Below are 14,993 nucleotides of genomic sequence, written 5' to 3'. Positions count from 1 at the left end.
GCCAATAGCTCTCATGGGTGTGGGCAGAAAAGCCATGCATGTGCATGGCCGCGATCATGCGGTGGCGCAACGTGCTCATCGTCGCATCCTCGGTCAATGACCCCGATTGGGTCATGACCAAGTGTGGCCGATGGGCGGGAGCCCTGCCGCGGAACGGCCGTCCTGGGCGATCTGCTTGCCCTATAATCTTCGCTTAATCAAGGTCTTCGATGCGGTCCTGCACCAAAGCCCCGCGGAGCGGATTAGTTCAACGCGTAGTTTGACCGGAAAGCCAATCGCAGCCAGGCACGGTAAAGGGGAAATGAACCAAAAGACACCGGCCTTACTTACCGCCAGCCCCCCCCCTGGACACCTGATACGGGCAGTCTAGCCGGCTCAGCCGCTCCCCCCACGAAACACCCCCTCAAGACCTCACATTCAGCAACGTCCCCAAAGTGTCGTCGACGGCGCGCACGACACGCACCCCAGCCAGCCCCTGTTGCTCGTAGGCCAGCGACTGGACAACGGCCGTCTCAAGCTCCTCGGAGCGCTCGTCGGCGCGCGAGGTCGCCCGCGAGACCTGGGCAGCCGTCCGCGCCAACCCCTCATCGGCGCGGTGGATGATGTGCATTCCCGGTTGATTGAAGGCAGTGATATCCATCAGCAGCCCCTCCGAAGCACTCGCCACGGGCATCAAGCAAGATCGCAGGCAATCAGCCCTCAGCCCTCAGCCCTCAGCCCTCAGCCCTCAGCCCTCAGCCCTCAGCCCTCAGCCCATAGACAGCATGCATCAAGCCACACGCGGCCAAAACCGCCGGGACAGCCCCCCACTCGAACTGCCCCGGACTACCTCAAACCAACCCAGCCGCCCCGCGTCACCTCGGCCACCCCAAATAGCCCCAGCCCAGACCTACCTTAGACCCAGCCTACCTTCCTTTCCAGTATAATCGGGATTCCACTGCCGGGCGACAAGGGGCGGCGACGAGCCTCAGTTCCTGCTCAACCCCTCAGTCTCAGTTCCCCTCACTCCCCCTGGTACAAGACCCCAGCTCGGACGTAGCTGCCCGGTGCCTCTTCGAGCGCCTTGTACTTGCGCGAGCCGATCTTGCGCGCCGGGACTTGTTCACCACCGCCCTGCTCGGCGAGCCACAGGCCCCAGTCGTTCCACCACGACCCCTCATGGGCGGTCGCGCCAGCGAGCCACTGCTCCTGGTTCTCCGTCTTATCGGTGTTGGTCCAGTAGCCGTACTTGTTCTTATGCGGCGGATTGATGACGCCAGCGATGTGACCCGAGCCGCCGAGGACGTACTTCGTCGGACCGGAGAGGAGGCGCGGGCCGCGGATCGTGCTCTGCCACGGCGCGATGTGGTCTTCCTTGGCCGACATAAAGTAGGCCGGTACATCGATACGCCCGAGGTCGATCAGTTCGCCGGCCAGCTCGATCCCGCCCGGCTCTTTGAGCAGGTTGCGCTGATACATATTGCGCAGATAGAAGCTGTGCATCTTCGCCGGCATGTTGGTCGAATCGGAGTTCCAGTAGAGCAGATCGAAGGGGAACGGCTCGTCGCCTTTCAAGTAGTTATTGACGAAGAAGGACCAGATCAGGTCGTTTGCCCGCAGCATGTTGAAGGTCGTCGACATCTGCCGGCCGTCGAGGTAGCCCTTCAGGCCCATACGCCGCTCCAGCGCCTCGAGCTGGTCATCATCGATAAAGACTTCCAATTCGCCCGGGAACTCGAAATCGAGCAGGCAGGTGAGGAAGGTCGCCGACTTGACCCGTTGATCGCCCTTCGCCTTGAGATAGGAGAGCGTGCAGGCGGTCAGCGTGCCGCCTAAGCAGTAGCCGACGACATTCATCTCGTTGCTGCCGGTGATCTGCTCGACGACATCCATGGCCTCAATCGGCCCTTCCAGCATGTAGTCTTCGAAGCGCTTCTCGGCCAGGCTCTCATCGGGGTTGCGCCACGAGATGATAAAGACGGTGTGGCCCTGCTCGACGAGCCAGCGCACCATCGACTTATCTTGGCTCAGATCCATGATGTAGTACTTGTTGATCCACGCCGGCACGAGGAGCAACGGGCGCTTATGCACCTGCTCGGTGGCCGGCTGGTACTGGATCAGCTGGATCAGATCGTTTTGGTAGACGACCTTACCCGGGGTGGTGGCGAGGTTGTGCCCGACCTCGAAGGCGTCGTAGTCGGTCATCTTGATATCGAGCCGCCCGCGCCCGCGCTTGAGATCGTCGAGCAGGTTGTTGAGCCCCTGCAGCAGATTCTGCCCCCCGGTTTCGGCCGTCTTTTCGAGCACTTCCGGGTTGGTCGCGGCGAAGTTCGACGGCGCCATGGCGTCGATGAAGGCGCGGGTGTAGAAATCGACCTTCTTTTTGGTCTTCTCATCCAGCCCCTCGACCTCGCTGACGACCGAGTGAAGATAGTCGGAGGTCAGCAGATACGACTGCTTGATAAAGTCGAAGACTGGGTGCTCTTCCCAGTGTTCGTGCTTAAAGCGCCGATCGCCGGGCGCCGGACGGGCCACCGGCTCGGCTTGCAGCCCCCAAAAGCGCAGCGTCATGTTCTGCATCAGCGTCATGTAATTCGTCCAAAACGCCATCTGCGCCTCGACCAACCGGGTCGGATCGGCCATCATGCGCGCACTCAGCTGTTGGAAGAGTTGCGCCATCTGGGTGGCATCTTCGACCGAGACGTGGTGCGCGGCCTGCTCCTGATTGAGAAAATCGGTGACGATCTCCTGGCTCTTAGCAGTGATCTCCTGCAGTGTGCGGGTCAACTCGACATAATCGGGGGGCGTGGGCTGCTTGGCGCTCTGCTCGCTCATCGTGCTTCCTCTTGAAATGAAAACCGCTTTAGGCAGGTATGGTAATGCACTCACAGACCAGAGACGAGGGGGCGCGCGACCCCGGGCTGCTCGGCGTCCTTGATGTCGGTGGCGGGCCGGAGTGCGCCGCGCAGTGGGGCCGACGCCTCGGTGTGCCGTGCTACACCGAACGTCCGGCCGGTTGCGGTGTGCTCTTATGTGTTGCGGCGCCGCCGACACCGCCAGGGCTGCAACTCAACACCGCGAAGCGCACCCCGCGGCCGGTCGCGATCGACTTCACCGCCCCTGCCCTGCTGCGACGCCTCGCGACGACGTCGGTCCACCGCGATCCACTCATCCGCGCCGTCGGCCTGCAGCGCCACCGTGATCTGCGCATTCTCGACGGCACAGCCGGGCTCGGACAAGACGGCTGGATTTTAGCCCACCTCGGGGCGCCCTACGGCGCCGAGCTGACCTGGGTCGAGCGCAGCCCGACGTTAGCCGCCCTGCTCGCCGACGCCCTGCAGCGCGCAACAGCCGCCGAAGAGGCCGCTATCGCCGCGACGGCGGCACGCATCCGGCTGATTCACACGGAGTTGGAGAGACACCTGGGCAAGCGGCGGGATGACAGGGACGAGTTGAATCAGCGAGAGGAGCAGAACAAGCGAGATGAACGGTGTGAACGGTTGGAACCGGAAGATCGTGTGGGGCACTCAGAGCGGGAATGCGTCACTCAGTCGGATTCTCAGTCGGAAGCTCATTTAGATGCCCAGTTAGGTGCCCAGTGGGACGTCGTCTATCTCGACCCGATGTACCCGGCGCACTCGACCCGTGGGGCCGTCGGCCGCGAGGCGCAGACACTGCGAGCACTGCTACACCGTGCCACACCCGAGCCCGGGCACAGCTCCAGTCGTAGAATTGATCGTGGATCTAGCCGTGGCGGGGTAGCTAGCCGTGGCAGGGGACTTAGCCGCGGCAGAGGGGAAGAATCGGCCACCTCACCCACAGCCGGACACGAATCGACCAAGCATGAGCCGACCAGCGACTCCGCAGCCGTTGCCGCAAAGGTAGGAGTAGACGCAGAAGCAGAGATAGGCTCACAAGCAGAGACAGCACCCGCCGAAGCACAGCTGCTGCAGAGCGCCCGCACCACCGCTCGCCTGCGCGTCGTCGTCAAACGTCCCCATCGCGCGGCGGCCCTCGGCGGCATTGAGCCGACGCGCAGCGTCACAGGACGCACACTGCGCTTCGATGTCTACGAGGCGTGATGGCGTGATCGCGGGCGCCACTCGTCCTCGATTCCGATCGAGGCTTGCCTAATCGCGAGAGGCTTGCCTAATCGCGATGAATCGCGATCGAGACTGCGTGCGCCGCGCACCACAAGCCGCGAACCGTGGCCCACGACCCACAAACGCCAACACAGACACCGGGGCGGAACGCAGCGGCATCGGCCCGTAGACCTGCCCGATCTGCGCCCTACCCCGGCGTCCCGCTGCGCTCGCGCTAGAAGGCGTATGCAGGCGCGCAACCGCGCCAACACCTCAGCGTTTGGAGAACTGCGTTGCGCGCCGCGCTTTGTGCAGGCCGACCTTCTTCCGCTCGACCATCCGCGCATCGCGGGTGATAAAGCCGGCTCGGCGCAGCGGAGATTTGAGCTCCTCGTCGTAGGCGACCAGCGCGCGCGCGATACCGTGGCGCATGGCACCGGCTTGACCGCTCGAACCACCGCCACGCACCGTCGCCTTGATATCGAACTTATCCGTCGCCTCGACGTGATCGAGCGGTTGCCGCACGATCATGCGCCCGGTCTCACGCCCGAAGTACTCGTCGAGCGGACGACCGTTGACGGTGATGTTGCCACTGCCCGGGGTCATGAAGACCCGCGCGGTCGAAGTCTTGCGGCGCCCCGTGCCGTAGTACTGCTGATTGGCCATCGCTACTCTTTCCTGATAGTCACTAGATCGTCCAGAACGCACTCAAAGCGCTTAGATTTCGAGCGGCTGCGGCTGTTGAGCCTGGTGCCGATGCTCGCCGCCGACGTAGACCTTGAGCTTTTTGAACATCGCTCGGCCCAGTGGATTCTTCGGCAGCATGCCACGCACCGCGCTCTCGATAAGGCGCTCTGGATGTTGCTCACGGACCTCGCTGACCGTGCGGCTCTTGATCCCGCCCGGATAGCCCGTGTGCCAATAGTAGTGCTTATCGCGCTCTTTCCGCCCCGTGACCCGAACCTTCTCGGCGTTGATCACGACGATGTAGTCGCCGGTGTCAACGTGAGGAGTAAAGACCGGCTTGTGCTTACCGCGGAGGCGAAAAGCGATCTCGCTGGCGAGCCGACCGAGCGTCTTGTCGGTAGCGTCGACCAGATACCAATCGCGCTGCACCTCGGCGGGCTTGGCGCTGTACGTCTTCATAAAAACGCTCTCTCCCTTGAAGACCGAGCATGTTAAACGATCACGACACCGGAAGCAACCGGCGTCCGAACGGTCCTAAGAATTGCGAGATCTCTTCAGACCTCTTGGTTCGCCGGCAGATTGCGACCAGCGAAGATCTCCATCATCTCGCGGCGCAGATTACGCCGGATCTGATCGCGCTCCTCGTCGCCGAGCGCCGCGCTCGACTCACCAAAGAGGTAGTTATCGAGATCGAAGTCACGCAGGATCATCTTCGTATGGAAGATGTTTTCCTGGTAGACATTGACATCCATCATTTGATACCGCTCTTTCGTATCGTCCGAGAGGTAATTCTGGATCGAATTGATCTCGTGATCGATAAAGTGCTTCCCGCCTTCGACATCACGGGTAAAGCCGCGGACGCGGTAATCCATTGTCACGATATCGGAGTCGAACGAGTGAATCAGGTAGTTCAGTGCCGTTAGCGGCGAGATCACCCCGCAGGTCGAGACGTCGATATCGGCACGAAAGGTGCTGACCCCTTTATCCGGGTGCATCTCGGGATAAGTGTGCACCGTGATGTGCGACTTATCGAGGTGCGCGACGACGTGATCGGGCAGCGGCCCAGGCCGCGCCTCGGCACCGACCTCGGCCTCCTCCGGGCTGACCGGCCCCTCGGAGATCAAGATGGTTACGCTCGCCCCTTGCGGCTCGTAATCCTGCCGTGCGACGTTGAGCACATTAGCGCCGATGATCTCGGCGACATTGGTCAAGATCTCCGTCAGGCGCTCGGCGTTGTACTCCTCGTCGATATACTCGATATAAGCACGCCGCTGCGCCTCTGTCTTGGCGTAGCAGACGTCGTAGATGTTAAAGCTCAGCGACTTCGTGAGATTGTTAAACTCGTGCAAACGGATCCGGCTGTAATCCACCAACGCTGCGGCCCTCTCTAATATCGTCTGGTGGATGGCGATGGAATCACTCCGGCTCGCTCACCCCGTAACCAAAGCAAGGGGTTCAAGCTCACCTTCCGGTCATCGTCGTCGAAGCGGGAGATTATGCACAATTTTCGCGCTGATGCCACCTTCGATTCAATATCGGTTGCGGTCTGTTGTGGGGGGACGGCGGGTCGGTTATCAGAAGAATGCCGGCCGGGACGCCGGCGTTCCCAGGGCCGGCCGGGACGCCGGCGTTCTCAGGGTCAGCAAGGAGGCCGGCGTTCCCAGGGTCGGCGTCCCCGTCGGCAGAACAGGCATCAGAAGAGCGCTGCCAACCGCTCGCCGGGGTCATCTACGGTCATAAAGGCCTCGCCGACGAGGAAGGCGTGGACCCCGGCGGCGCGCATGCGGGCGATATCGTGCGGCTGCTGGATGCCGCTTTCGCAGACTGTTAGCGCCCCTTGCGGAACGTCAGGAGCGAGCCGCTCGGTCGTACCAAGATCGGTGACGAAGGTGCGCAAATCGCGGTTGTTGATCCCGACCAGACCGGGACCAAGCGCCTGCACCCGCTCAAGCTCGGTGGCATCGTGGACCTCGATGAGCACATCGAGGCCGAGCTCAGCGGCCAAGGCGTGCAACTCGGCCAGTTGGGCATCGCCGAGGGCGGCGACGATCAGCAGCAGGCAGTCGGCACCGAGCGCGCGCGTCTCGTAGACCTGATAGGTATCGACGATAAAGTCTTTGCGCAGCACCGGTAGGCTGACAGCGGCGCGGGCGGCCTCAAGATCGCGCTCATGACCGCCGAAGTAGTCGCTGTCGGTGAGCACCGAGAGGCAGCTGGCTCCGGCGCGCTCATAGGCCTGGGCGATCGCCGGTGGATCGTAGTGCTGCCGCAGCACACCGCGGCTCGGTGAGGCGCGCTTGAGCTCGGCGATGACCGCGGCCTGTCCAGCTGCGATGGTCTCGGCTAACGCGGCGCGAAAGCCGCGCGGCGGCGGCAAATCGGCCACTTGCGCTGAAAGCTCACGCAGCGATCGACGTGCGGCGCGCTCGCTGACCTCCTCGGCCTTACGGCGCAGGATCTGACGCAAGATATCCGGCGCCTGATTCGGTGTGGCTGGTTTTGCTGATGTTCCCGCTGTCGCTGCAGCAGTCGCTGTCGCGGGTGTCGCTGCCCCTTGCTGTGCACTCACTGCGCCAACTCCTGTGTCCGCGCAACAAAGCGCGCCAAAACATCCGCGGCCGCCCCGGAGCGCATCAGCTCGCGCGCTTGCTCCACACCAGCCGGCAACCCATCGACCCGCCCGGCAGCGTAGAGCGCTGCGGCGGCGTTCGCTGCAATCAACTCGGCAGCCGGTGAGGACTCACCGGCAAAGGCCGCCTGCATCCGGGCTAGACTCTCCTCGGCACTGGCAACCTGAACCTCACTCAGCGGCGCAGCGGCCAAACCAAGCTCAGCTGGATTGATGGTGTACTCGCGAATCTCCCCATCGATGAGCTCCGCAACCCGCGTCGGCGCACCGATGCTGATCTCATCCAGGCCGTCCTCGGCGTGCACCACCACGACCCGCTCGCTGCCGAGCTCACGCAACACCTCGGCGATCGGTCGCACCCACTGCGGGGCGTAGACGCCGAGCAGCTGCCGCTTCGCTCCGGCCGGATTGGTCAACGGCCCAAGGACGTTAAAGAGGGTGCGCACCCCCATCTCACGGCGCGGTCCGACGGCGTGCTTCATCGCCGAGTGGTGACGCGGGGCGAAGAGAAACCCGACCCCGACTTCGCGTATGCACAGCGCTAGCGCTGTCGAATCGAGCTCCAGGTTGGCACCGGCGGCCTCTAATACATCGGCACTGCCGCTGCGCCCAGAGACCGAACGATTGCCGTGCTTGGCCACCGGCACCCCCGCGGCCGCGGCCACGAAGGCCGCTGCAGTCGAGACGTTGAAGGTGTTGCTGGCGTCACCACCGGTGCCACAGGTATCGAGCACCCCCTCGACACCGACCTCGACCCGGTCGGCCAACTCACGCATGACCTGAGCTGCGGCGGCAATCTCCGCGATGCGCTCGCCCTTCATGCGCAGCCCAACCAAAAAGCCGCCGATCTGCGCCGGGGTCGCCCCACCGGTCATAATGGTGCGCATCACCGTCGCCATCTCATCACCGCTTAAATCGCCGCCTTCGGTTACCCGGCGAATCGCTGCTTGCATCTCCATCGCCCACTCCCCCGTTCAATCTGTCGCTTGACCCACACGATAGCGCGGCTGCTCAAGAAAGTTGGCCAGCAGATCGTGCCCGGCCTCGCTCAGAATCGACTCTGGGTGAAACTGCACCCCTTCAATCGGTAGTTCACGGTGACGCACCCCCATGATCTCATCGACCGCGCCGTGTGACCCCTCGGTCCAGGCCGTCACCTCAAGCACCTCCGGCAGCGTATCGCGCTCTAGGACCAACGAATGATAGCGAGTAGCCTCTAGCGGCTCCGGCAAGCTGGCAAAGACACCCTGCCCGCGGTGACGAACCGGCGAGGTCTTACCGTGCATGACCTCGCGGGCGCGCACGACCTTCGCGCCGAAGGCCTGGCCGATCGCCTGGTGGCCCAAGCAGACCCCGAGAATCGGCACCTCACCGGCCAGCGCCGAGACGACCTCTAGGGAGATCCCCGCCTCGTTCGGTGTGCACGGCCCCGGTGAGATCACGATGCGCTCCGGATTCAGGCGGCGCACCTCGGCAATCGTGATCTCGTCGTTACGCACCACCTCAACCCGCGCCCCCAGCTCTCCCAGATACTGAACCAAGTTCCAGGTAAAGGAGTCGTAGTTGTCGATCATCAAGATCATTACAAACCGTCCTCGGCCATCTCGACCGCGCGCAGCAGCGCCCGCCCCTTATTCAAGGTCTCTTTCCACTCCAACTTCGCCACCGAGTCGGCGACGACACCGCCACCCGCCTGCACGTAGACCCGCTCGTTCTGCACCACGGCGGTCCGGATCGCAATCGCGGTATCCATATTCCCGGACCACGAAAGATAGCCGACGGCGCCGGCGTAGATGCCACGCTTCACCGGCTCGACCTCGTCGATGATCTCCATCGCGCGGATCTTCGGTGCGCCGCTGACGGTGCCGGCTGGGAAGGTCGCCCGCAGCACATCCATCGGCCCAAGACCCGGGCGCAACCGACCGACGACGTTCGAGACGATGTGCATCACCTGCGAATAGCGCTCGATGACCATGCGCTCGGTCAGGCGCACAGTGCCGCTCTCAGCGACCCGGCCGACGTCGTTGCGACCGAGATCGATCAACATCACGTGCTCGGCGATCTCCTTCGGGTCGGCGAGCAGTTCCTCTTCGAGCTCACGATCGCGCGCCTCGGTCGCCCCACGCTTGCGGGTGCCGGCGATCGGCCGCACCGTCACCTCGCCCTCTTCCAAGCGCACCAGGATCTCCGGCGAGGAGCCGACGACCTGAAACTCGCCGCAATCGAGAAAGTACATATAGGGTGAGGGGTTGGTACAGCGCAGCGCGCGGTAGAGATCGAGCGGAGCGGCCTTAAAGGGCATCGACATGCGCTGCGACGGGACGACTTGCATGACGTCACCGGCGACGATGTAATCGCGGATGCGCTCGACCGCCTGTGCATAGCCGGATTCGGTGAAGTTCGAGCGCGGCTCTCGGCGCATACTGGGGGCAACCGGCTTCTGCCAATCGCGCGACAACGGCTCGTTAAGCCGCTCAGCCAACCCCTCCAGACGTGCCAGTGCCGTCTCGTAGGCGCGCGGCTCACGCGGGTCGCAGTGGACCACGAGGTAGAGGCGTCCGGCCAGATTATCGAAGACCACCACCTCTTCGGCCTCGACCAGATAGATATCCGGCAGACCGAGCTCGTCCGGCGGCACCGTTGCGGCCAACCGCGGCTCAATGTAGCGTACCGTATCGTAACCAAAGTAGCCGACCAGCCCGCCGAGAAAGCGCGGCATCTGCGGAAAGCCGGAAGGCGGAGCGGCGCGGTAGCGGTGCTGTAGGGCCTCGATCCAGGCCAACGGATCGTTCACCTCAACCTGCTCCACAAGATGACCGTCGCGGCGCATCTCGACCCGGCGCCCGTAGACGGCGACCTCGGTGCGCGCCGGCAACCCGAGAATCGAGTAGCGCCCCCACTTCTCGCCCCCTTCGACCGACTCAAGGAGAAAGGAGCGCGGCCCGCCGGCCAACTTCAGATAGGTCGATAGCGGCGTCTCTAAGTCGGCAAGGACCTCGCGGATCAGCGGAATGCGCGTGTATCCGGCTTCAGACAGAGCTTGAAACTCTTGTTCTCTCATCGGCTTACCTTCATCAGGCGGCCTCCCGAAGGAGCGTCGTCAGTTCCGTTAAGCGCCCGATTACGGCGTCGGCACCCAACTGCTCAACGGCCACCCCACGCCGATAGCCGTACGGCACACAGATCACCGGCATCCCTGCAGCGCGCGCTGCGGCGACGTCGGTTGCCGAATCACCGACCATCCAGGCCGGAGCGCCAGGCAGCCCGAGTTGCTCCAGCGCCCAGTGCAGCGGCAGCGGGTCGGGTTTGCGCGCCGCGACACACTCGCCGCCGACGACCACGGCGATCTGCTCGCGCAGACCCATGTGGGTCAAGATCGGTTCAGCAAAGCGTCGGGGTTTATTGGTGACCACCGCCAGCGGGAGGCCGAGCGCATGCAACGCCGCAACGCCCTCGACCACCCCCGGATAGGGGCGGCTATCGACGTAGAGGCGTTCGCTGTAGAGGGTGAAGAAGCGCTCCAGGGCGGCGTTCCACTCGGCCGCTGGAGGGTCGGCGGACTCCTCGCCGGTCAGCGCCCGGGCGATCAGACGACGTGCACCATTGCCGACCCAGCCACGCACCCTCTCGACATCGACCGTTGCCGCGCCGCGCTCACGCAGCACGGCGTTGACCGCCGCAGCGAGATCGGGAGCGCTGTCGACGAGCGTCCCATCGAGATCGAAGAGCACGGCGTGGGGGCGGGTCTTCAGCATGTCCAACTCGGCCGCAAAGAGGGCTACTCTACCTGCTCCCCCACCACACAGGCAAGACGAACCCGCAAGAGCTGATCTAGAGGAAGCTAGACCAGTACCGGCTGATCGTAGGCGATCGGTAGCGCCTCGGCCTCCTCGAAGGTCACCTCTTCCCAGGCGTGCTCGTGCTCAAGCAGTTTGCGCAGCAGACGGTTATTGAGGGCGTGCCCCGATTTGTGGCCGTGGAACGCGCCGATTAAGCTGCTTCCGAGCAGATAGAGGTCGCCGATGGCATCGAGGATCTTGTGCTTGACGAACTCATCGCGATAGCGCAGCCCATCTTCGTTGAGGACACGGTAGTCGTCGACGACAATGGCGTTATCGAGACTGCCGCCGAGGGCTAAGTGCGACGCCCGCAGCGCCTCGATCTCCTTCATAAAGCCGAAGGTACGCGCACGACTGACCTCCTTGACGAAAGAGGTCGAGGAGAAATCGACCACCGCTCGGGCGTACTCCTTCAGGAAGACTGGGTGATCGAAGTCGATGGTAAAACTGACCTTGAAGCCCTCGAAGGGCTCGAAACCGACCCACTTATCCTCATCGACCACCTGCACCGGCTCAAGAATACGCACGAAACGCTTCGGCGCTTCTTGCTCCTTGATTCCGGCCGAACGGATCAAAAAGACGAAAGGTGCCGCACTGCCGTCCATGATCGGCACCTCGGCAGCCGAAAGATCGACGTAGCAGTTGTCGATACCGAGGCCAGCGAGGGCCGACAGCAGGTGTTCAACGGTAGCGACCCGCACCCCATCCTGTACGAGGCAGGTCGATAAGCGCGTATCCCCGACCGCGGTCGCGGTCGCCTTGATTTCGAAGTCGAGATCCGTGCGCCGGAAGACAATGCCGGTATTCGCTGGGGCCGGACGCAAGGTCAGGTAGACCTTTTCGCCCGTGTGCAGCCCGACTCCGGTCGCGCGAATGCTGTTCTTCAGTGTACGTTGACAGATCATGCCTGCTCGGCTCCCCGCTTAGGTTACGATGCCAGCCTCCCGCCGATGGCTTCTGGGTAAGGCCGGTGGAGCCCGACCGGCGCAACCGGGCGGCACTCTCCTCGCCCTATGTATCGGCACGAAGGGCTGTCATTTTAGTGTAAAAAGACTCCAATGTATACTGCGGCGCAACAATTTTCCCGCAGCCACCCTCGCGCCCACCCCATGGCTCGCTCGATTGGCGATCTTGTTCGCGTCATCCCGAGTGTTTTCTGGAAGCCTTCTTCCAGCCCGCGCGGCCGCCTACACCCTGCAAGCAGCCCGAGCCACCGAGACACCCACCGAGACGACACCCCCCGAGCAGCACCCCTCTACCGCTCCTGGGGGGTTCTCGGCGCTCGCTTCAGTCGGCCTGGCGGCGCAGGAAGGCCGGAATATCGAGATACTCCATATCGCCCTCCGGGTCGGGTTCGCGGCCACGCTCATTGGCAGCCTTCTGGCGAATGACCGTCGGCCGGTCGAGCTGGGCATAGTCGACCTCGCCACTCGGCTTGCGCACGCCGGCCTCCCTCGCTGTCGGGGCCACGGCCGCCCGCGGTGCGGCCCCGAGACCGGTCGCCACCACCGTCACCCGCAGCTCGTTCTCGAGATCTGGGTCGATGACCGCACCGACCACCACCGTAGCGTCCTCCGAGGCGTACTCGCGCACGGCGTTACCGACCTCATCGAACTCACCAATCGAGAGATTGTAACCACCCGTCACATTGACCAAGATACCGTTGGCCCCCGCCAAGTTGAAATCTTCGAGCAGCGGGCAGGCAATCGCTCGATCGGCCGCCTCTCGGGCACGCCCCTCGCCCGAGGCCACTCCATTGCCCATGACCGCCATCCCCATCTCGGCCATCACGGTTCGCACGTCGGCAAAGTCGACGTTGATCAGCCCCGGCCGCGTGATCAACTCGGCGATGCCACGCACCGCGCCGAGCAGCACGTCGTTCGCTGCCTTGAAGGCATCAAGCAGCGTCAGGTTCTTACCGAGCACCGGCAGCAGTCGCTCGTTCGGAATGGTGATCAATGAGTCGACGCGCTGCTCCAACTCTTTAATCCCCGCCTCGGCGATGCTCATGCGCTTGCCACCCTCGAAGGGGAAGGGCTTGGTGACAACAGCCACCGCCAACACGCCCATCTCACGAGCCACCTCGGCAACCACTGGGGCGGCCCCCGTGCCCGTACCGCCGCCCATGCCGGCGGTGATAAAGACCATATCGGCGCCTTGCAGCACTTCCTGAATGCGCCCACGCGACTCTTCGGCGGCATCACGGCCGGTCTGCGGATCGGCCCCGGCCCCCAGGCCCTTAGTGACCCCGGAGCCCAACTGCACCGTTGCCCCCGCCGTAGCATTAGCCAGCGCCTGAGCATCGGTGTTGGCGTAAATGAAGTCGACGCCCTCGACTTCGGCAGTCACCATGTGTTGCACTGCGTTGCCACCGCCACCACCGACACCGATGACTTTGATGACCGCGTTCTGACTCTGGGTATCCATGAGCTCGAACATGGTATGACCTCCTAAAATTTTCGTGTTACCCAATAAATAAAGATAAATAAAGATTCGGCCCTCTGCGCCCAGGATCCTGGCCTCACCTACAGATTGCCTTTAAACCAGCTTTTCATTCGCCCCCACAGCGCCCCCTTGCCCGGCGCCTCGCCGCCGAGCAGCTGAAAAATTCCAGAACCGCGATTGCGCGCCCCGAAGGCTAACAATCCGACCCCGGTCGAGTAGATCGGATTGCGAACCACGTCGGAGAGTCCAGTAACGTACTTGGGCACACCGATGCGCACCGGCAGATGAAAGACCTCCTCGGCCAAATCCCCCACCCCCTCCATCTTGGAACTCCCCCCGGTCAACACCACACCGGCGGGAATCAGATCCTCAAAACCACTCTTACGCAGCTCCGCCTGGACCAGCGCCAGCAGCTCCTCGTAACGCGGCTGCACCACTGAGGCTAACGACTGGCGCGATAAGCGCCGCGGCGGCCGATCGCCCACCGACGGCACCTCGATACTCTCCTCCGGATTGGCCAACTGCGAGAGGGCACAGGCGTAACGCACCTTGATATCCTCGGCGTGATGGGTCGGGGTGCGTAGCGCCACCGCGATATCGTTGGTCACCTGGTGGCCGGCGATCGGGATCACCGCGGTATGCCGGATCGCCCCGCCGGTAAAGATGGCGATATCGGTGGTGCCGCCGCCGATATCGACCAGACAGACGCCGAGTTCCTTCTCATCGTCGCTAAGCACGGCGTGGCTGGCTGCCAGTTGCTGCAAGACAATATCGTCAACCTCAAGGGCGCAACGGCGCACGCACTTGGTGATATTCTCCGCTGCCGAGACAGCACCGGTCACCATGTGCACCCGCGCCTCAAGACGCACCCCGGACATACCGAGCGGCTCGCGAATCCCCTCCTGGTTATCGATGACAAACTCCTGCGGGATGATGTGGATGATCTGCTGATCAGCGGGGATAGCCACCGCCTTCGCCCCATCGAGCACACGTTCTAGGTCAGCGACACGGACCTCCTTATCGCGAATCGCTACCATGCCGTGCGAGTTGAGACTGCGAATGTGACTGCCGGAGATCCCGACATAGACCGAGTGAATCTCGCACCCGGCCATCAACTCGGCCTCCTCGACTGCGCGCTGAATCGACTGCACGGTCGAGTCGATATTGACCACGACTCCCTTTTTTAGTCCATGCGAGGGATGGCTGCCGACACCGATGACCTCCAAATCACCGTCCTCTTTGACCTCCCCGACGATCGCCACCACCTTTGAGGTGCCGATATCGAGCCCTACCAAGAGGTTCTCTTCTGTTTTCCGCACCATGATCTGCTCC

The 14,993-nt window shown here is 63.2% G+C and carries 14 protein-coding genes; 1 reads left to right on the top strand and 13 read right to left on the bottom strand.

What is annotated here, in order from left to right; all coding sequences use genetic code 11:
* Positions 1 to 403: 403 nt before the first annotated feature.
* Together CKO15_RS10030 and CKO15_RS10025 are read right to left on the bottom strand one after the other, a co-directional pair.
* Positions 404 to 640, bottom strand: a complete 237-nt coding sequence (locus CKO15_RS10030) for a hypothetical protein (RefSeq protein WP_200195729.1) — start codon at positions 638 to 640, stop codon at positions 404 to 406.
* A gap of 362 nt (positions 641 to 1,002) precedes the next feature.
* Positions 1,003 to 2,814 (bottom strand): PHA/PHB synthase family protein, encoded by a 1,812-nt coding sequence (locus CKO15_RS10025; protein ID WP_200195727.1) that lies wholly within the window; start codon positions 2,812 to 2,814, stop codon positions 1,003 to 1,005.
* Positions 2,815 to 2,858: 44 nt separating this feature from the next.
* Here CKO15_RS10025 and CKO15_RS10020 point away from each other — a divergent pair, with 44 nt between their 5' ends.
* Positions 2,859 to 4,061 (top strand): class I SAM-dependent methyltransferase, encoded by a 1,203-nt coding sequence (locus CKO15_RS10020; RefSeq protein ID WP_200195725.1) that lies wholly within the window; start codon positions 2,859 to 2,861, stop codon positions 4,059 to 4,061.
* A 273-nt stretch (positions 4,062 to 4,334) separates the two neighbouring features.
* Here CKO15_RS10020 and rpsI read toward each other — a convergent pair whose 3' ends face one another.
* From rpsI to ftsA, 11 genes are all read right to left on the bottom strand, one after another.
* Entirely contained in the window at positions 4,335 to 4,727 is a 393-nt protein-coding gene (gene rpsI, locus CKO15_RS10015; protein WP_200195723.1) for a 30S ribosomal protein S9, read from the bottom strand.
* Between the two features lie 51 nt (positions 4,728 to 4,778).
* Positions 4,779 to 5,207 (bottom strand): 50S ribosomal protein L13, encoded by a 429-nt coding sequence (gene rplM / locus CKO15_RS10010; RefSeq protein ID WP_200195721.1) that lies wholly within the window; start codon positions 5,205 to 5,207, stop codon positions 4,779 to 4,781.
* Positions 5,208 to 5,302: 95 nt separating this feature from the next.
* Positions 5,303 to 6,121, bottom strand: a complete 819-nt coding sequence (speD, locus tag CKO15_RS10005) for an adenosylmethionine decarboxylase (RefSeq protein WP_200195719.1) — start codon at positions 6,119 to 6,121, stop codon at positions 5,303 to 5,305.
* A gap of 320 nt (positions 6,122 to 6,441) precedes the next feature.
* Positions 6,442 to 7,218, bottom strand: coding sequence for an indole-3-glycerol phosphate synthase TrpC (gene trpC, locus CKO15_RS10000; protein ID WP_338036043.1), 777 nt, complete (start codon positions 7,216 to 7,218; stop codon positions 6,442 to 6,444).
* A gap of 95 nt (positions 7,219 to 7,313) precedes the next feature.
* Positions 7,314 to 8,336 (bottom strand): anthranilate phosphoribosyltransferase, encoded by a 1,023-nt coding sequence (trpD, locus tag CKO15_RS09995; RefSeq protein ID WP_200195715.1) that lies wholly within the window; start codon positions 8,334 to 8,336, stop codon positions 7,314 to 7,316.
* Positions 8,337 to 8,351: 15 nt separating this feature from the next.
* A complete protein-coding gene (locus CKO15_RS09990; protein ID WP_200195714.1) occupies positions 8,352 to 8,960 on the bottom strand; it encodes an anthranilate synthase component II in 609 nt (202 codons plus the stop codon).
* On the bottom strand, positions 8,960 to 10,438 hold the full coding sequence (gene trpE, locus CKO15_RS09985; protein ID WP_200195712.1) for an anthranilate synthase component I: 1,479 nt from the start codon (positions 10,436 to 10,438) through the stop codon (positions 8,960 to 8,962). The genes CKO15_RS09990 and trpE overlap by 1 nt, the downstream gene beginning before the upstream one ends.
* A gap of 13 nt (positions 10,439 to 10,451) precedes the next feature.
* Positions 10,452 to 11,132 (bottom strand): phosphoglycolate phosphatase, encoded by a 681-nt coding sequence (locus tag CKO15_RS09980; protein ID WP_242464709.1) that lies wholly within the window; start codon positions 11,130 to 11,132, stop codon positions 10,452 to 10,454.
* Between the two features lie 86 nt (positions 11,133 to 11,218).
* Positions 11,219 to 12,121: a UDP-3-O-acyl-N-acetylglucosamine deacetylase gene (gene lpxC / locus CKO15_RS09975; RefSeq protein ID WP_200195708.1), complete on the bottom strand. Its 903-nt coding sequence runs from the start codon at positions 12,119 to 12,121 to the stop codon at positions 11,219 to 11,221.
* A 382-nt stretch (positions 12,122 to 12,503) separates the two neighbouring features.
* Positions 12,504 to 13,655, bottom strand: coding sequence for a cell division protein FtsZ (gene ftsZ, locus CKO15_RS09970; protein ID WP_200195706.1), 1,152 nt, complete (start codon positions 13,653 to 13,655; stop codon positions 12,504 to 12,506).
* Between the two features lie 86 nt (positions 13,656 to 13,741).
* Positions 13,742 to 14,983 (bottom strand): cell division protein FtsA, encoded by a 1,242-nt coding sequence (gene ftsA / locus CKO15_RS09965; protein WP_200195704.1) that lies wholly within the window; start codon positions 14,981 to 14,983, stop codon positions 13,742 to 13,744.
* Positions 14,984 to 14,993: the final 10 nt, after the last annotated feature.

It is taken from the genome of Halorhodospira abdelmalekii, assembly GCF_016583625.1.
Taxonomy (GTDB): Bacteria; Pseudomonadota; Gammaproteobacteria; order Nitrococcales; family Halorhodospiraceae; genus Halorhodospira; species Halorhodospira abdelmalekii.
Note: the sequence above shows the minus strand (reverse complement) of the source record. Positions and strands in the feature narration are given on the sequence as shown.

What these genes read in the sequence shown, in the direction of transcription:
- CKO15_RS09980 (WP_242464709.1), bottom strand. Translation starts at nt 11,132, where the DNA reads ATGCTGAAGACCCGCCCCCACGCCGTGCTCTTCGATCTCGATGGGACG.
- ftsA (WP_200195704.1), bottom strand. Translation starts at nt 14,983, where the DNA reads ATGGTGCGGAAAACAGAAGAGAACCTCTTGGTAGGGCTCGATATCGGC.
- trpD (WP_200195715.1), bottom strand. Translation starts at nt 8,336, where the DNA reads ATGGAGATGCAAGCAGCGATTCGCCGGGTAACCGAAGGCGGCGATTTA.
- rplM (WP_200195721.1), bottom strand. Translation starts at nt 5,207, where the DNA reads ATGAAGACGTACAGCGCCAAGCCCGCCGAGGTGCAGCGCGATTGGTAT.
- CKO15_RS10020 (WP_200195725.1), top strand. Translation starts at nt 2,859, where the DNA reads ATGCACTCACAGACCAGAGACGAGGGGGCGCGCGACCCCGGGCTGCTC.
- ftsZ (WP_200195706.1), bottom strand. Translation starts at nt 13,655, where the DNA reads ATGTTCGAGCTCATGGATACCCAGAGTCAGAACGCGGTCATCAAAGTC.
- CKO15_RS10030 (WP_200195729.1), bottom strand. Translation starts at nt 640, where the DNA reads ATGGATATCACTGCCTTCAATCAACCGGGAATGCACATCATCCACCGC.
- lpxC (WP_200195708.1), bottom strand. Translation starts at nt 12,121, where the DNA reads ATGATCTGTCAACGTACACTGAAGAACAGCATTCGCGCGACCGGAGTC.
- CKO15_RS10025 (WP_200195727.1), bottom strand. Translation starts at nt 2,814, where the DNA reads ATGAGCGAGCAGAGCGCCAAGCAGCCCACGCCCCCCGATTATGTCGAG.
- CKO15_RS09990 (WP_200195714.1), bottom strand. Translation starts at nt 8,960, where the DNA reads ATGATCTTGATGATCGACAACTACGACTCCTTTACCTGGAACTTGGTT.
- rpsI (WP_200195723.1), bottom strand. Translation starts at nt 4,727, where the DNA reads ATGGCCAATCAGCAGTACTACGGCACGGGGCGCCGCAAGACTTCGACC.
- trpE (WP_200195712.1), bottom strand. Translation starts at nt 10,438, where the DNA reads ATGAGAGAACAAGAGTTTCAAGCTCTGTCTGAAGCCGGATACACGCGC.